The organism is Streptococcus mitis, assembly GCF_000960025.1.
Lineage (GTDB): Bacteria > Bacillota > Bacilli > Lactobacillales > Streptococcaceae > Streptococcus > Streptococcus mitis_DH.
Genome location: NZ_JYGQ01000001.1, coordinates 174281 through 189666, shown reverse-complemented (window position 1 = coordinate 189666; position 15386 = coordinate 174281). Strand labels below are relative to the sequence as shown.

Here is a 15386-nt window from a genome sequence, read left to right as displayed (position 1 = left end):
AACAGGCTGTGCGATAAAGGGCACTCCCTTGAGAATTATGTTTTCTTCTCTCGTTTCAGATGGACCCAACCTTACAGCTTTCTCTGCTTGTTTCCAGCAACCACAAGCTCTCTGTGAGAGAAAGGACTGTAATTTTTCCATCTATTATTTTTTAGCTTCTAGGTAGTCTGCAATCGCAGCTACGTCCTTGTCTCCACGACCAGAGACATTGATGATGATAATGTCATCCTTACTTAGTTTCGGTGCACGTTTAACCGCTTCTGCGATGGCGTGCGAACTTTCAATCGCTGGGATAATTCCTTCTGTCTTGCTGAGAAGGAGCAAGGCTTGAACAGCTTCTTCGTCTGTCGCAGCGACATATTCCACGCGACCTGAATCTTTAAAGTAAGCGTGTTCTGGGCCAACCCCTGGATAGTCCAAACCAGCTGAGATAGAGTAAACTGGAGCCAGCTCTCCATCTTCCTTAAAGACTGCATAGGTCTTCATACCGTCGACAATTCCGATACTACCTTTTGTCATAGTAGCTGCGTGCTTGTCTGTATCAAGTCCGTGCCCAGCAGCTTCGACCCCAACCAATTTGACTTCTTCATCAGCCACATACTGTGAAAAAGCACCGATGGCATTGGAACCACCACCTACACAGGCAATAACGTAGTCTGGTAAACGGCCTTCTTTTTCCAAGATTTGACTGCGAGATTCTTCACTGATGACTTTTTGGAATTCATGAACAATTGTAGGATAAGGGTGAGGACCCACAGCAGATCCCAAAACATAGAAGGCTTCAAGGTCATTCATCCATGCTCCAAAGGCTGCATCAACCGCATCCTTAAGAGTTCGTGTCCCCGTTTCAACTGCGTGAACAGTTGCTCCCATCATCTCCATGCGGAAGACATTGAGACGTTGACGCTCCACATCTTCTGCCCCCATATAGACATCACAGGCCATACCAAACTTGGCCGCAGCCGCTGCTGTCGCAACACCGTGTTGACCAGCTCCTGTTTCAGCAATCACTCGTTTTTTGCCCATGCGTTTAGCCAAAAGAATTTGTCCTAAAACGTTATTGAGCTTGTGAGAACCAAGGTGGTTAAGGTCTTCACGCTTGAGATAAATCTTAGCTCCATCTAGGTGCTCTGTCAAACTTTCTGCAAAATAGAGCGGTGTTTCGCGACCGGAATAGTCCTTCAAGTAATGGCGAAATTCTGCCAAAAATTCTGGATCATCCTTGTACTTGTCAAATGTCACTTCCAACTCATCCAACAAAGCCTGAATCGGCTCCGGTACAAAACTACCACCAAATTGTCCAAAATAACCTTTAGTTGTCATAAAATTTTCCTCTTTCTGTATTGGTTCCAAGATATGAAAAAAGCCCACACACAGAAAATACTTCCGTGTGAGGGCGTTGGTAACGCGGTGCCACCTCAATTATAAAGGGACTATTCCCCTTTACATCTCTGCCTTGTCTAACAACAAGTTGCACTGTAAGGTGTGCGCACCGAATTTTCATTGTTTCAAATTCATTTTTAAAATCAGCCCACTTTCACTACTTCCAACCACCTGTTCACAATCACCACAGGCTCCCTGAAAATCAAAAATAGTTACTTTTCTGATTTATTGAACTTATTTTAATACTTTGTTTTTCCTTTGTCAAGACTTTTTTACAATTTTTTTGATGAAGCTAGTACTTTTTCAGAAACTGTTTTGAAAGTCTCAATGATATAATCCACTTCTTCATCGCTTAGTTTAGTATGAAGAGGAAGCGTAATTTCATTTTCAAAGAAGGCATAGGCCTTAGGATAGTTCGCCATATCAAAGCCAAGATTCTTATAGGCTGTCAAGAGCGGAAGCGGTTTGTAGTGGACATTACTTGCAATTCCTGCTTTGGCCAATTCTTGGATGATAAGATTGCGTTCTTCTAAGCTCGCTCCATCTACATGGGTGATGTATAGGTGGCGTGAAGATTCGACAGTTTCAGTCTTGTGTGCCAATGGACGGATGCGAGAGCCTGCAAAACCACGATCATAGCGGTCCACAATGTCCTTACGACGTTGCAACAAACTTGGATAGCGGTCCAATTGTACCAAACCAAGAGAAGCCATGATATCTGTCATATTGCACTTGTAGGCTGGTGTGACGATATCGTATTCCCATGAGCCCAGCTGCATCTTAGCTAGGGCATCTTTTGTTTGCCCGTGAAGGGAAAGGATTTGGAATTCCTTGTACATCTCTTCGTCGTCAATCGCTGGATTGGCTTTCCAAGTGGCGCTTCCACCTTCTGCCGTTGTAAAATTCTTAACCGCATGGAATGAGAAGGAAGTAAAGTCAGCGATAGAACCAGCTGGTTGTCCTTTATAAGTAGATCCCAAAGCATGAGCACTATCAGAAACTATCACGATACGGTTAAAGGCTTTTTGCCACTTGCTTGAAGCAGTAAAGAGATCACGTTTCTTCTCCACAACTTGGAACAAACGGTCATAGTCGCAAACAATCCCCGCAAGCTCAACCGGAATAATCACCTTAGTCTTTTCAGTAATGGCTTGCTCAAGCAGGTCATAGTCCATCTCAAACGTATCTGCTTGGATATCCACCATGACAGGGGTTGCTCCTACGTGAGTGATAACACTACATGAAGCTGTATAAGTCATGGCTGGAACGATGACTTCATCACCAGGTCCCACTTCCAAGACACGCAAAATTAACTCCAGAGCGGCTGTCGTAGAGTTGAGACAGACAGTCTTAGGTGTCTGTGTGTATTGGGACAAGCGGCGCTCTAGTTCTTTTGTCTTAGGACCTGTTGTAATCCAACCAGAACGCAGAGTGTCTGCTACTTCAGCAATTTCTGCTTCCGTAATATCGGGTGGTGAAAATGGAATATTGTAATTTGGCATTGATTTGCTCCTTTTATCTGTACTCATTTTCTCATGACTACTTTATTTTAGCACTTCAAACACGGTTTGAAACATGATTTTGATGTCTCCAAGGAAACTAAACTCTCGGAGATAGGTGAGGTTATAGCGCATCTTTTCAGGAAGGACGTGTTCGACATAGGCTTGGTCAACCGACAGACCTTTCTCCGTCATTTGACTGATGATAGTGTCCTCATCCTTATAGTTGATGCTGGCTGGAGAGGTAATCCCTGCTGGCAAGAGCAAGGTCGCCATCATTTCAGGGCTATACTGCTCTGTGTAGCGTGGCACTTCAGGTCGTGTACCGACAAAGGACATTTCGCCTTTAAGAACATTGACCAACTGAGGCAGTTCGTCCAAACGGACACGGCGGATAAAATTGCCAACCTTGGTAATGCGGTTATCGTTAGCAGAAGTCACCAGACTCCCTTTTTTATCCGCATCCGTCACCATGGTACGGAACTTCCAAATCTTGAAAGGTCGATTGTACTGGGTCACGCGCTCTTGCTTGTAAATCACCGGCCCCTTGCTATCCAACTTGATCCAAATGCTCAAGATGAGAAAGATAGGAGAGGTCAGAACCAGTACAACCAAGGCCAAAACCCAGTCCAAACAACGCTTAAAAATCAACGACCCCTTCCTTTTAGAGACAAGCTGGTAGTAAGACTCAACCTCGCTTGATTTCATTTCCACGGGCAAGTCTTCCCATTTCAGCATGCTGTTTCTCCTTTGTTTTTATTATACTATTTGTCAACATTTTTCATTATACCACAAAATGGAAAAGGCGGTGAAAGAAATCTGTAATTTGAAGGATTTCCTTCTTACACTCAATAAAAATCAAAGAGCTAGCCGCAGGCTGATCAATGTGCAGCTTTGAGATTGCGGATAAAGCTGACATGGCTTGAATAGATTTTCAAAGAGTATTAGGACATGGCACCCGCTTGCAAACTATACATCTTGTGATAGGTTCCTCCCAGAACCAAGAGTTCCTCATGGGTTCCACTCTCGATGATGCGCCCCTTGTCCAAAACATAGATACAGTTGGCGTCTTGGATGGTAGAAAGGCGATGAGCAATGGCAATGGTTGTCCGTCCCTGTCTCATCTTAGCCAGAGAAGCTTGAACCAAACTTTCTGTTTCAGAGTCAATATTGGCTGTCGCTTCATCCAAAATCAGGATTTTAGGCTGACTGGCGACTGTTCTGGCAAAGGCAAGAAGCTGACGCTGACCTGTTGAAAAACTGGAGCCACGCTCAGAAACAGGGGCGTCATATCCCTGAGGAAGTTCTTGAATAAAGGAATCTGCATCCACGAAGTCTGCAGCAGCCTGGACCTGCTCATCACTGATTTCTTGGTACATGGCGATATTGGACTTAATGGTCCCATGATAGAGGAAGGGATCCTGCAAGACCAGACCAATGTTTTTTCTAAACTCTTCCTGACTGTAGTTCCTGATATCCACATCATCCAAGAGAACTCGCCCTGACTGGAATTCATAAAAGCGCATGAGGACATTGATAATAGACGATTTCCCAGAACCTGTATGCCCTACAAAAGCTATGGTTTCACCCTTATTAACAGAGAAAGAAATGTCATCCAGAATCGGATGTTTGCCATCATATGAGAAACACACATTTTCAAAACGAATATTGCCTTCTTTGACCTCAGCTTGGCCATTTTCTTGAAGGGGCTCATAGTTCCTCTCATCGATTAAGGCAAAAACACGGCCTGCAGAAACCATAGACGTTTGAAGGGTTGAAAAGTTTTGCGTCACCTCAATCAAGGGGTCAAAGAGGCGATTGATATACTGGATAAAGGCATACATGGTCCCTGCTGTTATTCCCAGATAAAGTCCACGGTACCCAAAATAAGCCATTAACACTGCATATCCTAGGAGTTTCAGCAAACTCATGGCAGGGCGCAAAAAGAGGGCATCCAAGGCTACAGAACGGTTGGCATAGACCAAGTGTTCTTGGTTAATCTCATCAAATTCTGCCTGCAGGCGCTTCTCTTGATTAAAGGCCTGGATTATTCTGATTCCCTCGATGTTTTCAGCCAGCTTGCTATTGATATCCGACAAGAGACTTCTGGTTTTTTCGATAATCTTGACGGATTTTTTCCGATAGAGATTGACCAAAAGGAAAATCAAGGGGAGAAAGAGCAAGACTAAAGCAGTCAAACGAAAATCCAACACCAACATGGTATAAAGGGTTGTCAGAAAGATAAAAACTGCTGAGATAAAGCTGGATAAAATTCCCGAAAACATATCACTGATGGTCTCGGTATCATTTGTCAAACGAGAGACAATCGAACCAGCTGGTGTCTTATCAAAATAAGACATACCCAATTTCTCCATATTGGCAAAGGCATCCCGACGAATATCCCTAACAATACTGTAGGACACCCTCGCAAAAAGAAGATTGCCGACATACTGGACCAGAGTTTGTAGGATATAAAGGCCATAGTAGACCAGCAAAACGGTAACGGCAAGTTGGTTGAGATTGCTGAGATACTGGTCAATAAAGTGGGAAGCCACAAGGGGAATGACGCTTTTAATGATCGTAGTCGCTAGGAGAAAACTGAGTGCCAAAAAGGTAAGGAGTCCATAGGGCTTGAGATAAGACATCAAGCGCTTCAATACAGTCCATTGTTCTTGTTTATTCTGCATCTTCTTCTCCTTTCATTTCCAGCTGCTGAGACTGGTAGGTTTGGGCATACCAACCATCCAAGGCTAGCAAGTCTTCATGCCTACCTCGTTCAATGATACGACCATCCTGCATCACCAAAATCAAATCTGCATGGACTACTGCACTGAGGCGATGGGCAGTGATAATGGTTGTTTTGTCCTGACGCGTTTCCTTAAGATTATCAATAATGGCATACTCTGTCTTGGCATCCACGGCCGACAAAGAATCATCCAAAATCAAGATATCAGGGTCTAAAATCATAGCCCGACTCATGGCCAGACGCTGCTTTTGACCTCCAGAAAGACTGACTCCTTTTTCTCCAATCAGCGTATCAAATCCCTGAGGCATAGCTACAATGTCTTGGTAAACTTGGGCTAGCTTAGTCGCTTCCTCGACCGCTGAAAGGGGTAAATCAGGATTCCCAAAGCGAATATTGTCTAAGATAGAAGTCGCAAAGAGGAACTGGTCCTGAGGGACGTAGCCCATGAGACTACGAAGATCTGTCAGACGATAGTCACGAATATTATGACCGTTTAGGTAAATAGCACCCTTATCCACATCATATTCACGCAAAAGGAGCTTGATTAAGGACGTTTTTCCAGAGCCTGTCTGACCAACCAAGCCCAGAGTTTGCCCTTTTTCCAAACTAAAGTGAACATTTGTCAGTGTTTCCTCATTTTCAAAGGCAAAGCTATCAATGGCATACTGCAAGCGCCCGTTTTCAATGCCATCTAAAGGAAACTCAGGGTCTTGTACAGGTGATTCCTGAGACAAAAGTTCCTCAATCCGCTGATAGGAAACCTTCCCTCGCTGGGTAATATTAAAGAGGAAGCCAATGGCCATGAGAGGCCAGACCAGCATATCCAAGTAGCTTATAAAGGTAACTAGATTCCCAACTGTAATCTTCCCTTCCTGAACCATCAAGGAGCCGACCAAGAGGGTTAACACATAGGATGAACCAACAAACAAGAGAACCATGGGGTCAAAGAGACTATCGTATTTCATGGTTTGCAGGTTCTTTTGGAAGGTCAATTCATTGACTGCCTGAAAGGACTTCAACTCGTCCGCCTGGTAACCGAAAGACTTGGTCACTTTAATACCTGATACAGACTCCTGTACCTTGTTATTAAGTTCGGAAAAGGCAGCTTGGGATTCGCCAAAGGCCTTGTGGGTCTTTCTCCCTAGACGACTGGTCGCATAAGCCATGAAAGGCAGGGGAAGAATGGCAACCAAGGTCATCTGCCATGAAATGCTAAAGAGCATGGTCAGCAAGGTCACTAAAGCTGTGATTGAGGCATCAACCGCTGACATAACCCCTCCCCCTGCCAGACGCGTTAAGGCATTGATATCGTTGGTTGCGTGTGCCATCAGGTCCCCCGTCCTATAGGTTTGATAAAAGGCTGGAGACATTTTTGTGAAATGCTCAAACAAGCGAGAGCGCATAATCTGTCCCAGACGGTAGGAAGTCCCAAGGATATACATCCGCCAAACATAGCGCAGATAGTACATCCCAAAGGCCGCAAGAAGCAAGTAAAATAGGTCAAGAAGGAGGTCCTGCTGGGTTAATTGCCCCGATGTGATAGCATCAATGACCCGCCCCATAACCATGGGGGGAATGAGGTTGAGGACGGAAACCAAAACCAGGGCCACAATCCCGACTAGATAACGGCGTTTTTCTAACTTGAAAAACCACCAAAGTTTTTGAATAATGGACATAAAATCCCTTTCTGATTGCAAATTGAAACCTGAGGCCAAGACCCCAGGTTTTTCTTATTCATAGGTTACGACTGAGACGACACCCTTGTCATACTCAGCGATAAAGATATTGGCTACATTGTCATGCCCTTGTTTGCTGAGGTTATCAAGCAACCACTCTTCGCTACGACCAATCGATTCCAAAACATCTACTTGGATCACACCGTCAGTCACAACTGGATACTTAGGATTTTCATCTCCCATTTGGACCACGATGAGTTGGCCATTTTGCTCCTGCACAGCTCGTTTAACTTGCTTCATCTGGAAAATCCCTTGGCTACGAAGTTTGAGAGCAACTTCTGCTGCAGACAAACCAACTGAACGACAGGCTTCTGGGTCAATCTGCCCATTTTTGATGAGGAGAGTTGGTTTCCCATCAATCAAGCGTTTGACAAAACGAACATTGTTATTGAGCCACTTTAGGGTCAAAACCAAAATCGTCCACATCATCAAAATCACTGCGTATTGCAGGATACTGATTGAACTATTGTAAATTACCCCACCGATGATACCACCGAGAACATAGTTTTGAATTTGGTCTGTCGCAGAGTTAGGTGCTAGGTTTCCTTTTCCTGTCACATTGATCACGAAAACCAGCGAGAATAGACCCAAGGCCAGTTTGATTAAAATTTCCATATAGTTGAGTGTCATTTGTTTACCTCCACCAATTCAATAGCGTCTGTTTGATTCAATTCTAATTTCTCTAAAAGATACTTGTCTGGTTGGCTCCCGTTCATGGCGCGGTAGAAATTTGGACCTACCTTGACAAGCGCTCCATCAGTGGCAGCTGAAGTATTAACGTAAACTTCTGATTTATCCACCCCCAAGTCTTTGGAAACAACCTCTATAAAATGAAGTGAAGTTTGAAATTGATTGTTAGAGGCTTGATTGGTCTGGTATTTTGAAATTGTCACCAAAAGCATGGCTACTAAGGTCAAGGCCAAAATCATGACCAATTCCCGAAACTTAGTCCCCTTTTTATCTCGATAGGCCTTAAAGGCAAAAAATCCTGTGATAGCTAGGAGCACAATCCCAAAGCCAATCATGATGCCATTTTGCTGACTGATTTGGCTAAGTACATAGTCATATGAGTAAAATTTCATTTATTTTCACTCCCTTTCATAAAATCATTCTTAATTATAAACGAAAGAGAGTGATTTTTCAAGCCATACGTTGGGGAAATGGACCTTTTTTTGGTATAATAAAATCTATAATCTGAATGAAAAAGGTAACTTTATGAAACTCATCTCATGGAATATTGATTCCCTCAATGCTGCCCTAACTAGTGACTCAGCTCGTGCCAAATTGTCCCAAGAAGTCCTACAAACCTTGGTCGCTGAAAATGCTGATATCATCGCTATCCAAGAAACCAAGCTTTCTGCCAAAGGCCCTACAAAGAAACACCTAGAAATTTTAGAAGAACTCTTCCCAGGCTACGAAAACACGTGGCGCTCTTCTCAGGAACCTGCCCGCAAAGGCTATGCCGGAACCATGTTCCTTTATAAGAAAGAACTCACACCCACTGTCACTTTCCCAGAAATCGGTGCCCCTTCTACCATGGACTTGGAAGGTCGTATCATCACTCTAGAATTTGATAAATTTTTCGTGACCCAAGTTTACACTCCAAACGCTGGAGACGGCCTCAAACGCTTGGAAGAACGCCAAGTCTGGGATGTCAAATATGCTGAGTATTTGGCTCAACTAGACAAAGAAAAACCAGTCCTTGCAACCGGTGACTACAACGTAGCCCACAATGAAATCGACCTTGCAAATCCTGCTAGCAACCGCCGTTCACCAGGATTTACCGACGAGGAGCGTGCTGGATTTACCAACCTTTTAGCAACTGGATTTACCGACACCTTCCGCCATATTCATGGTGATGTTCCAGAACGCTACACTTGGTGGGCACAGCGGAGCAAGACTTCTAAAATCAACAATACAGGCTGGAGAATCGACTACTGGCTCACAAGTAACCGCGTGGCTGACAAGGTGACCAAGTCTGATATGATTGACTCCGGTGCGCGCCAAGACCACACACCCATTGTCATGGAGATTGAGCTCTAAGGAGAAAACGAATGGACTATCAAGCTGTCATTCCTGAATTTGTAGTATCTGACATCGAAAAATCACGCCACTTCTACTGCGACCTGCTAGGATTCTCTGTCGAATACGAGCGTCCAGAGGAGAAATTTCTCTTCCTCTCGCTTGAAGACTGCCAACTTATGCTAGAAGAAGGCAGCTCAGGAGAATTAGCTCAGCTGACCTATCCTTTCGGGCGCGGTGTCAATATTTCCTTTGGCATTGCAGATGTTCCTCAGCTCCACCAAAAACTGCTGGAAGCCAACTATCCTATTTATCGTCCCTTAACCAAAAGAAAGTTTCGTGTTGGGGATCACTATATTTATCCACATGAATTTGCAGTCTTGGATCCAGATGGCTATTTTTTAAGATTTAGCGAGTAGAATAATAAAGACTGGGAAAAAGTCTTTAAAGTTAGAAAAAGGCATATTGTCAAGTCTTGAAAAATCTTGATAATATGCCTTTTATGATGGAAAAACCTTCTAAATGTTAGCCAATAAGTTAATTTTTGCCCATTTTTATTATATTTGTTCGTTTTTAAAACAAAAACACTAACAAAATATTTGATTTCTAAAGTTATTTAGTGTAAAATAAAAACATTGGCTCAAGCCTGTTTAAAATTAAATATCGTTTTACTTGTTTATGTCGTGAATTGGCACGACGTTTCTACAAGGTGCCGGAACACCTAACAATAAGTAAGTCAGAAGTGAGGTATGGTCGTTTTTGCCATGCCTATTTTGGGGACTTACTTAGAGATTAAGTAGGTCCTTTTTCTATTTCTTGCTAGAAACTATAAACAAGCAAATGGATTGGCTTTTAGACTTTAGGAGGTCTTATGAAATTATTAGAAGAGCGCATCCTCAAGGATGGGCATATCTTGGGTGATAACATTCTCAAGGTAGATTCCTTTTTAACCCACCAAGTTGACTTTAGCTTGATGCGAGAGATTGGTAAGGTTTTTGCAGAAAAATTTGCTTCTGCTGGCATTACCAAGGTCGTAACCATTGAAGCGTCGGGTATTGCCCCAGCTATTTTTACAGCTGAAGCCTTAAACGTTCCCATGATTTTTGCCAAAAAAGCTAAAAACATCACTATGAACGAAGGAATCTTAACTGCCGAAGTTTACTCCTTTACCAAGCAGGTAACCAGCACCGTTTCTATCGCTGGAAAATTCCTCTCACCAGAGGACAAGGTTTTGATTATCGACGATTTCCTTGCTAATGGCCAAGCTGCTAAAGGCTTGATTCAAATCATCGAACAGGCTGGAGCAACAGTCAAAGCTATCGGTATTGTGATTGAAAAATCTTTCCAAGATGGCCGTGATTTGCTTGAAAAAGCAGGCTACCCTGTTCTATCACTCGCTCGTTTGGATCGTTTTGAAAATGGTCAAGTCATATTTAAGGAGGCAGATCTCTAATGCAAACTCAAGAAAAACATTCGCAAGCAGCCGTTCTTGGCTTGCAGCACTTACTAGCCATGTACTCAGGATCCATCCTGGTTCCTATCATGATTGCGACAGCCCTTGGCTATTCAACTGAGCAGTTGACCTACCTGATTTCCACTGATATCTTCATGTGTGGTGTGGCAACCTTCCTCCAACTCCAACTCAACAAATACTTTGGGATTGGACTCCCAGTCGTTCTTGGAGTTGCCTTCCAGTCGGTAGCTCCCTTGATTATGATTGGGCAAAGCCATGGTAGTGGTGCTATGTTTGGTGCCCTTATCGCATCAGGGATTTACGTGGTTCTTGTTTCAGGCATCTTCTCAAAAGTAGCCAATCTCTTCCCATCTATCGTAACAGGATCTGTTATTACCACTATTGGTTTAACCTTGATTCCTGTTGCTATTGGAAATATGGGAAATAACGTTCCAGAGCCAACTGGTCAAAGTCTCTTGCTTGCAGCTATCACTGTTTTGATTATCCTCTTGATTAACATCTTTACTAAAGGATTTATCAAGTCTATCTCTATTTTGATTGGTCTGGTTGTTGGAACTGCCATCGCTGCTAGCATGGGCTTGGTTGACTTCTCTCCAGTTGCGGCAGCACCACTTGTCCATGTCCCAACCCCACTCTACTTTGGGATACCAACCTTTGAAATCTCATCTATTGTCATGATGTGTATCATCGCAACGGTGTCTATGGTTGAGTCGACTGGTGTTTATCTGGCCTTGTCTGATATCACAAAAGATCCAATCGACAGCACGCGCCTTCGCAACGGATACCGCGCAGAAGGCTTGGCCGTACTTCTCGGAGGAATCTTTAACACCTTCCCTTACACAGGGTTTTCACAAAACGTTGGTTTGGTTAAATTATCAGGCATTAAGACTCGCCTGCCAATCTACTACGCAGCTGGTTTCCTGGTTCTCCTTGGACTGCTTCCTAAGTTTGGCGCCCTTGCCCAAATCATTCCAAGCCCTGTCCTCGGTGGTGCCATGCTGGTTATGTTTGGTTTTGTATCGATTCAAGGGATGCAAATCCTCGCACGTGTTGACTTTGCTAACAATGAACACAACTTCCTTATCGCAGCTGTTTCAATCGCTGCAGGGGTCGGACTCAACAACAGTAATCTCTTTGTCAGCATGCCGACAGCCTTCCAAATGTTCTTCTCAAACGGAATCGTCGTAGCCAGCCTACTCGCCATTGTCCTCAATGCAGTATTAAATCATAAGAAGAAATAAAAAAAAGAGGTGCGAGCCTCTTTTTATGTTATATCCTTACCTGTCTGTCTTCTGACCTTTGGCCTGTAACAAACATGGTAAAGGTTGCTTTACAGACATTTCTGCCTTCTTGATTGGTGATATCGACATCCACGACGCAGGTTGTGCGTCCTTGGTGGACACATTCTCCTTTAATGGTCAGCACATCGTCGAGTTTTCCTGCTTTGAGGTAGTTGATAGAAGACTGGAGCGTCACTCCATCAAGCCCCAGAGATATGACCACCAAACCACTGATCTGGTCGCAAAGGGTAAAGAGATAGCCACCATGGGCATTGCCATAGTAGTTGAGAGACGAGTCCACTACTTTGGTCGTCACCACAACGTGACCATCTCTCATTTGTTCAATTTCGTAATTTTCAAAGGCAGATATAGCGTCAAAATGAAAGTCTTTCATCGTTTCCTCCTGATATTTCAAACGACACTATGATACTACTTTTTATAGGACTGTGCAAGGAGAAAGCTCCTAGTCTGGCAAAATTCCGACCTGCTCCACAAAGCGCATAAAGGCTGCCTGTCCTTGTTCTGTCTGCTTGTAGACTCCTGCGTCCTCAAGCACACGCGCAAAGATAGCACCAACAGAGTCCTTGACGATTTCAAGGGCTTTTTCTTTATCTGTTAGGGCTGGATATTGGGCTCTAAGTTGGTCTGCCCATTCCTGATGATAATCGGAAACTGTAACAGCTTCTCCCACGAGATAGCTAGCGACTTGCTCCACTTCTTCTTTCAGACGTGGTGGCAAGATTGCCAAGCCCATGACCTCAATCAAGCCGATATTTTCCTTCTTGATATGTTGAACATCCTTGTGGGGATGATAGATGCCATCAGGATGCTCTGGTGATGTCTGATTGTCTCGCAAGACCAAGTCCAACTCAAACTGTCCATCGCGTTTACGAGCAATGGGTGTAATGGTGTGGTGTGGTGTTCCATTACTTTCTGCCAAGACTTGCACCCTTGGATCTGAATACTGGCGCCATTCCTGCAAAATCTTGTCAGCTAAGTTGATCAAATCCTCTTTGGAATCCGAAGTCAAACGCAGCACTGACATTGGCCACTTGACAATCCCAGCCTTGACCTGCTCAAAACCTGCAAATCGAAAGGTCTTTTGCAAGGGAGCCAATTCCATAGGAAATACGTGACGGCCTCCCTGATAGTGATCATGAGTTAGAATAGAGCCCCCCACAATCGGCAAGTCGGCATTAGAGCCTGCAAAATATCCTGGAAACTGCTCTACGATAGCCAACAGACGTTCAAAACTCTGACGACTAATGGCCATGGGACGATGCTGGCCATCTAAGAAAATACAGTGCTCATTAAAATAAGCATAGGGCGAATACTGGAAGCCCCACTCCTGACCAGCCATTTCAAAACGGATAATACGGTGGTTGCTACGGGCTGGGTGGTTGACTCGACCATGGTAGCCCTCATTCTCTAGACAAAGCTGACACTGAGGATAATTGCTAGCTTGCACCAACTTGGCTGCAGCAATCTCTTTGGGATCCTTTTCAGGCTTAGAGAGGTTGATGGTAATTTCAAGTTCACCGTAATCAGATGGAACACGATAAGCGATATTTTTAGCAATGGCCTTGAGTTTGATGTAGTCATTTTTCTGACTGAGTTGGTAAAACTCCTCTATCGATTGCTCAGGAGAGTGGGCATAGGTTCCCCAGAAGTCACGATTGACCTGACTCGGACAAGGAGTCACCAAATCCATCAGTTCAGCACCGAGAATCTCACGCGCAGTCTGACTATCCTCAATCGTTTCTAATCGAACGGCTTCCTCAACCAGCTGGTCCTTGAGGTCAATCACTTTATCCAGATCCGTCTCAACTTCCAAAACACCGTCTCCCACTCGTGCCAAGACACGATTGGTCAGGTAGATTCGATCCATTTCCTCAAATGAACTTTCAGAAATGACATGTGTTACAAATTTATCTACTAAGGTCACCATAAAGCCTCCTTTTGACTAGTCAAGGACGCGAGTGCCACCTGCAACTTCAGCGATATAGAAACTTGGAGCGTAGCCAACTACTTCCTCGTAGTGTTTGCCTACAGCTTCCTTAAAGGCATCAACAGCATCTTTTTGCACCAAGGCAATGGCACATCCGCCAAAACCTGCCCCTGTCATACGAGCACCGAGAACACCTTCTTGTGCCCAAGCTGTGTGAACAAGAGTATCCAATTCCAAACCAGTTACTTCATAATCATGCTCTAGGGAAACGTGTGACGCATTCATCAAACGACCAAATGTTTCCAAATCTCCTGCTTGAAGGGCTACTTGGGCTTTGAGAGTACGTTGGTTTTCAAGCACAGCATGGCGAGCACGTTTCAAACGATTTTCATCTTTAATCAGGTAGCTATATTGATCAAAGGCCCACTCGTCTAATTCACCCAAAGTCTGAATATCCAAGGCAACTTGCAATTCTTCCACTGCTTTTTCACACTCAGCACGGCGTTCATTGTACTTAGAGTCAGCCAATTCACGGCGTTTGTTAGTGTTTATGATAACAACGACATTGTCCTTCAAATCAAGTGGTACCAAATCATACTCTAAAGTGTTAGTATCTAAGTAAATAGCACGTTGATCAGCCCCCATACCGATAGCAAACTGGTCCATGATACCAGAGTTGACTCCGATAAAGTTATTTTCTGTTTGTTTGCCGATTTTAACCAAATCGAGACGCTCTAATTTTAAATCAAAGAGATGCTCTGCCACGACTCCTGTCAAAAGTTCCAAGGATGCTGAAGAAGACAAGCCAGCACCATTTGGAATATTCCCATAAACATAAAAATCAAAACCTTTGTCAATCACGTGTCCAGCTTCTTGCAAGAAATGAAGAACTCCTTTTGGATAATTGGTCCAGTTGTGCTCTTTTTCAAACTTGAGGTCAGCGAGAGGCACTTCGATAATGCCCTTGTCCTCAAAGTTAGCTGAGTAGAAACGTAAAACTTGGTCGTCACGCTTGCGAGCTGCACCGTAAGTTCCCAAGGAAATAGCAGCTGGAAAAACGTGCCCACCGTTGTAGTCTGTGTGTTCACCAATCAAATTGATACGACCTGGTGAAAAGAAAGTTTGGTCTGCTTCTTGACCAAAAACGGCAAGAAAGTCTTTGCGAAGGGCTTCAGCGGTAAGATGTTGTGTCATATGATTTCTCCTTTTACTGTCCGTTAAGTCACCTTAACGTGTAATCGTTTTCTTCTATTGTATCCAAGGGATTTCCCAAGGTCAATCCTTTTTACTAAAATTTT

At 43.9% G+C, this 15386-nt stretch carries 14 protein-coding genes, 1 riboswitch and 2 other annotated features (1 of these 17 cut by a window edge); of the genes, 4 read left to right on the top strand and 10 right to left on the bottom strand.

Going from position 1 to position 15386, the window contains the following annotated elements; translation table 11 throughout:
* Positions 1–148 (bottom strand) — a binding site (T-box leader); it reaches 78 nt to the left of the window's first position.
* From trpB to TZ91_RS01070, 7 genes are all read right to left on the bottom strand, one after another.
* Entirely contained in the window at positions 145–1323 is a 1179-nt protein-coding gene (gene trpB, locus TZ91_RS01100; RefSeq protein ID WP_033687255.1) for a tryptophan synthase subunit beta, read from the bottom strand. Its footprint overlaps the feature before it by 4 nt.
* Positions 1324–1389: 66 nt before the next feature.
* Positions 1390–1621, bottom strand: a binding site (T-box leader).
* A gap of 34 nt (positions 1622–1655) precedes the next feature.
* Positions 1656–2885 (bottom strand): DegT/DnrJ/EryC1/StrS family aminotransferase, encoded by a 1230-nt coding sequence (locus TZ91_RS01095; protein ID WP_033687256.1) that lies wholly within the window; start codon positions 2883–2885, stop codon positions 1656–1658.
* 42 nt (positions 2886–2927) lie between these two features.
* Positions 2928–3620, bottom strand: coding sequence for a sugar transferase (locus TZ91_RS01090; protein ID WP_023946050.1), 693 nt, complete (start codon positions 3618–3620; stop codon positions 2928–2930).
* Between the two features lie 206 nt (positions 3621–3826).
* The gene (locus TZ91_RS01085; protein ID WP_033687257.1) at positions 3827–5569 is read right to left on the bottom strand and encodes an ABC transporter ATP-binding protein; all 1743 of its coding nucleotides are present in this window, start codon (positions 5567–5569) and stop codon (positions 3827–3829) included.
* The gene (locus TZ91_RS01080) at positions 5559–7304 is read right to left on the bottom strand and encodes an ABC transporter ATP-binding protein (RefSeq protein WP_033687259.1); all 1746 of its coding nucleotides are present in this window, start codon (positions 7302–7304) and stop codon (positions 5559–5561) included. The genes TZ91_RS01085 and TZ91_RS01080 overlap by 11 nt, the downstream gene beginning before the upstream one ends.
* Positions 7305–7358: 54 nt before the next feature.
* Positions 7359–7994 carry a DUF421 domain-containing protein gene (locus tag TZ91_RS01075; protein ID WP_033687260.1) on the bottom strand — a complete coding sequence of 212 codons (636 nt, stop codon included), beginning with the start codon at positions 7992–7994 and terminating at the stop codon, positions 7359–7361.
* On the bottom strand, positions 7991–8446 hold the full coding sequence (locus TZ91_RS01070; RefSeq protein ID WP_000675332.1) for a DUF3290 family protein: 456 nt from the start codon (positions 8444–8446) through the stop codon (positions 7991–7993). The genes TZ91_RS01075 and TZ91_RS01070 overlap by 4 nt, the downstream gene beginning before the upstream one ends.
* Before the next feature lie 133 nt (positions 8447–8579).
* On the opposite strand from TZ91_RS01070, the gene TZ91_RS01065 reads away from it, so the two are divergent.
* The 4 genes from TZ91_RS01065 (at position 8580) to TZ91_RS01050 (ending at position 12101) form a co-directional block, all read left to right on the top strand.
* Positions 8580–9407 (top strand): exodeoxyribonuclease III, encoded by an 828-nt coding sequence (locus TZ91_RS01065; RefSeq protein WP_033687272.1) that lies wholly within the window; start codon positions 8580–8582, stop codon positions 9405–9407.
* An 11-nt stretch (positions 9408–9418) separates the two neighbouring features.
* Complete coding sequence (locus tag TZ91_RS01060) at positions 9419–9805, top strand: bleomycin resistance protein (RefSeq protein WP_000386220.1); 387 nt, start codon at positions 9419–9421, stop codon at positions 9803–9805.
* Positions 9806–10038: 233 nt separating this feature from the next.
* A riboswitch (purine riboswitch) is annotated at positions 10039–10134 on the top strand.
* Between the two features lie 123 nt (positions 10135–10257).
* A complete protein-coding gene (locus TZ91_RS01055) occupies positions 10258–10839 on the top strand; it encodes a xanthine phosphoribosyltransferase (RefSeq protein ID WP_033687262.1) in 582 nt (193 codons plus the stop codon).
* Positions 10839–12101, top strand: coding sequence for a nucleobase:cation symporter-2 family protein (locus TZ91_RS01050; RefSeq protein WP_033687263.1), 1263 nt, complete (start codon positions 10839–10841; stop codon positions 12099–12101). Before TZ91_RS01055 ends, TZ91_RS01050 begins: the two co-directional genes overlap by 1 nt.
* 28 nt (positions 12102–12129) lie before the next feature.
* On the opposite strand, the gene TZ91_RS01045 is transcribed toward TZ91_RS01050, so the two are convergent.
* The 3 genes from TZ91_RS01045 to TZ91_RS01035 form a co-directional block, all read right to left on the bottom strand.
* Positions 12130–12534 (bottom strand): PaaI family thioesterase, encoded by a 405-nt coding sequence (locus TZ91_RS01045; RefSeq protein ID WP_000651223.1) that lies wholly within the window; start codon positions 12532–12534, stop codon positions 12130–12132.
* 69 nt (positions 12535–12603) lie between these two features.
* Positions 12604–14085: a UDP-glucose--hexose-1-phosphate uridylyltransferase gene (locus tag TZ91_RS01040; RefSeq protein ID WP_033687273.1), complete on the bottom strand. Its 1482-nt coding sequence runs from the start codon at positions 14083–14085 to the stop codon at positions 12604–12606.
* Between the two features lie 18 nt (positions 14086–14103).
* Positions 14104–15282, bottom strand: coding sequence for a galactokinase (locus TZ91_RS01035; protein WP_033687264.1), 1179 nt, complete (start codon positions 15280–15282; stop codon positions 14104–14106).
* Positions 15283–15386: the final 104 nt, after the last annotated feature.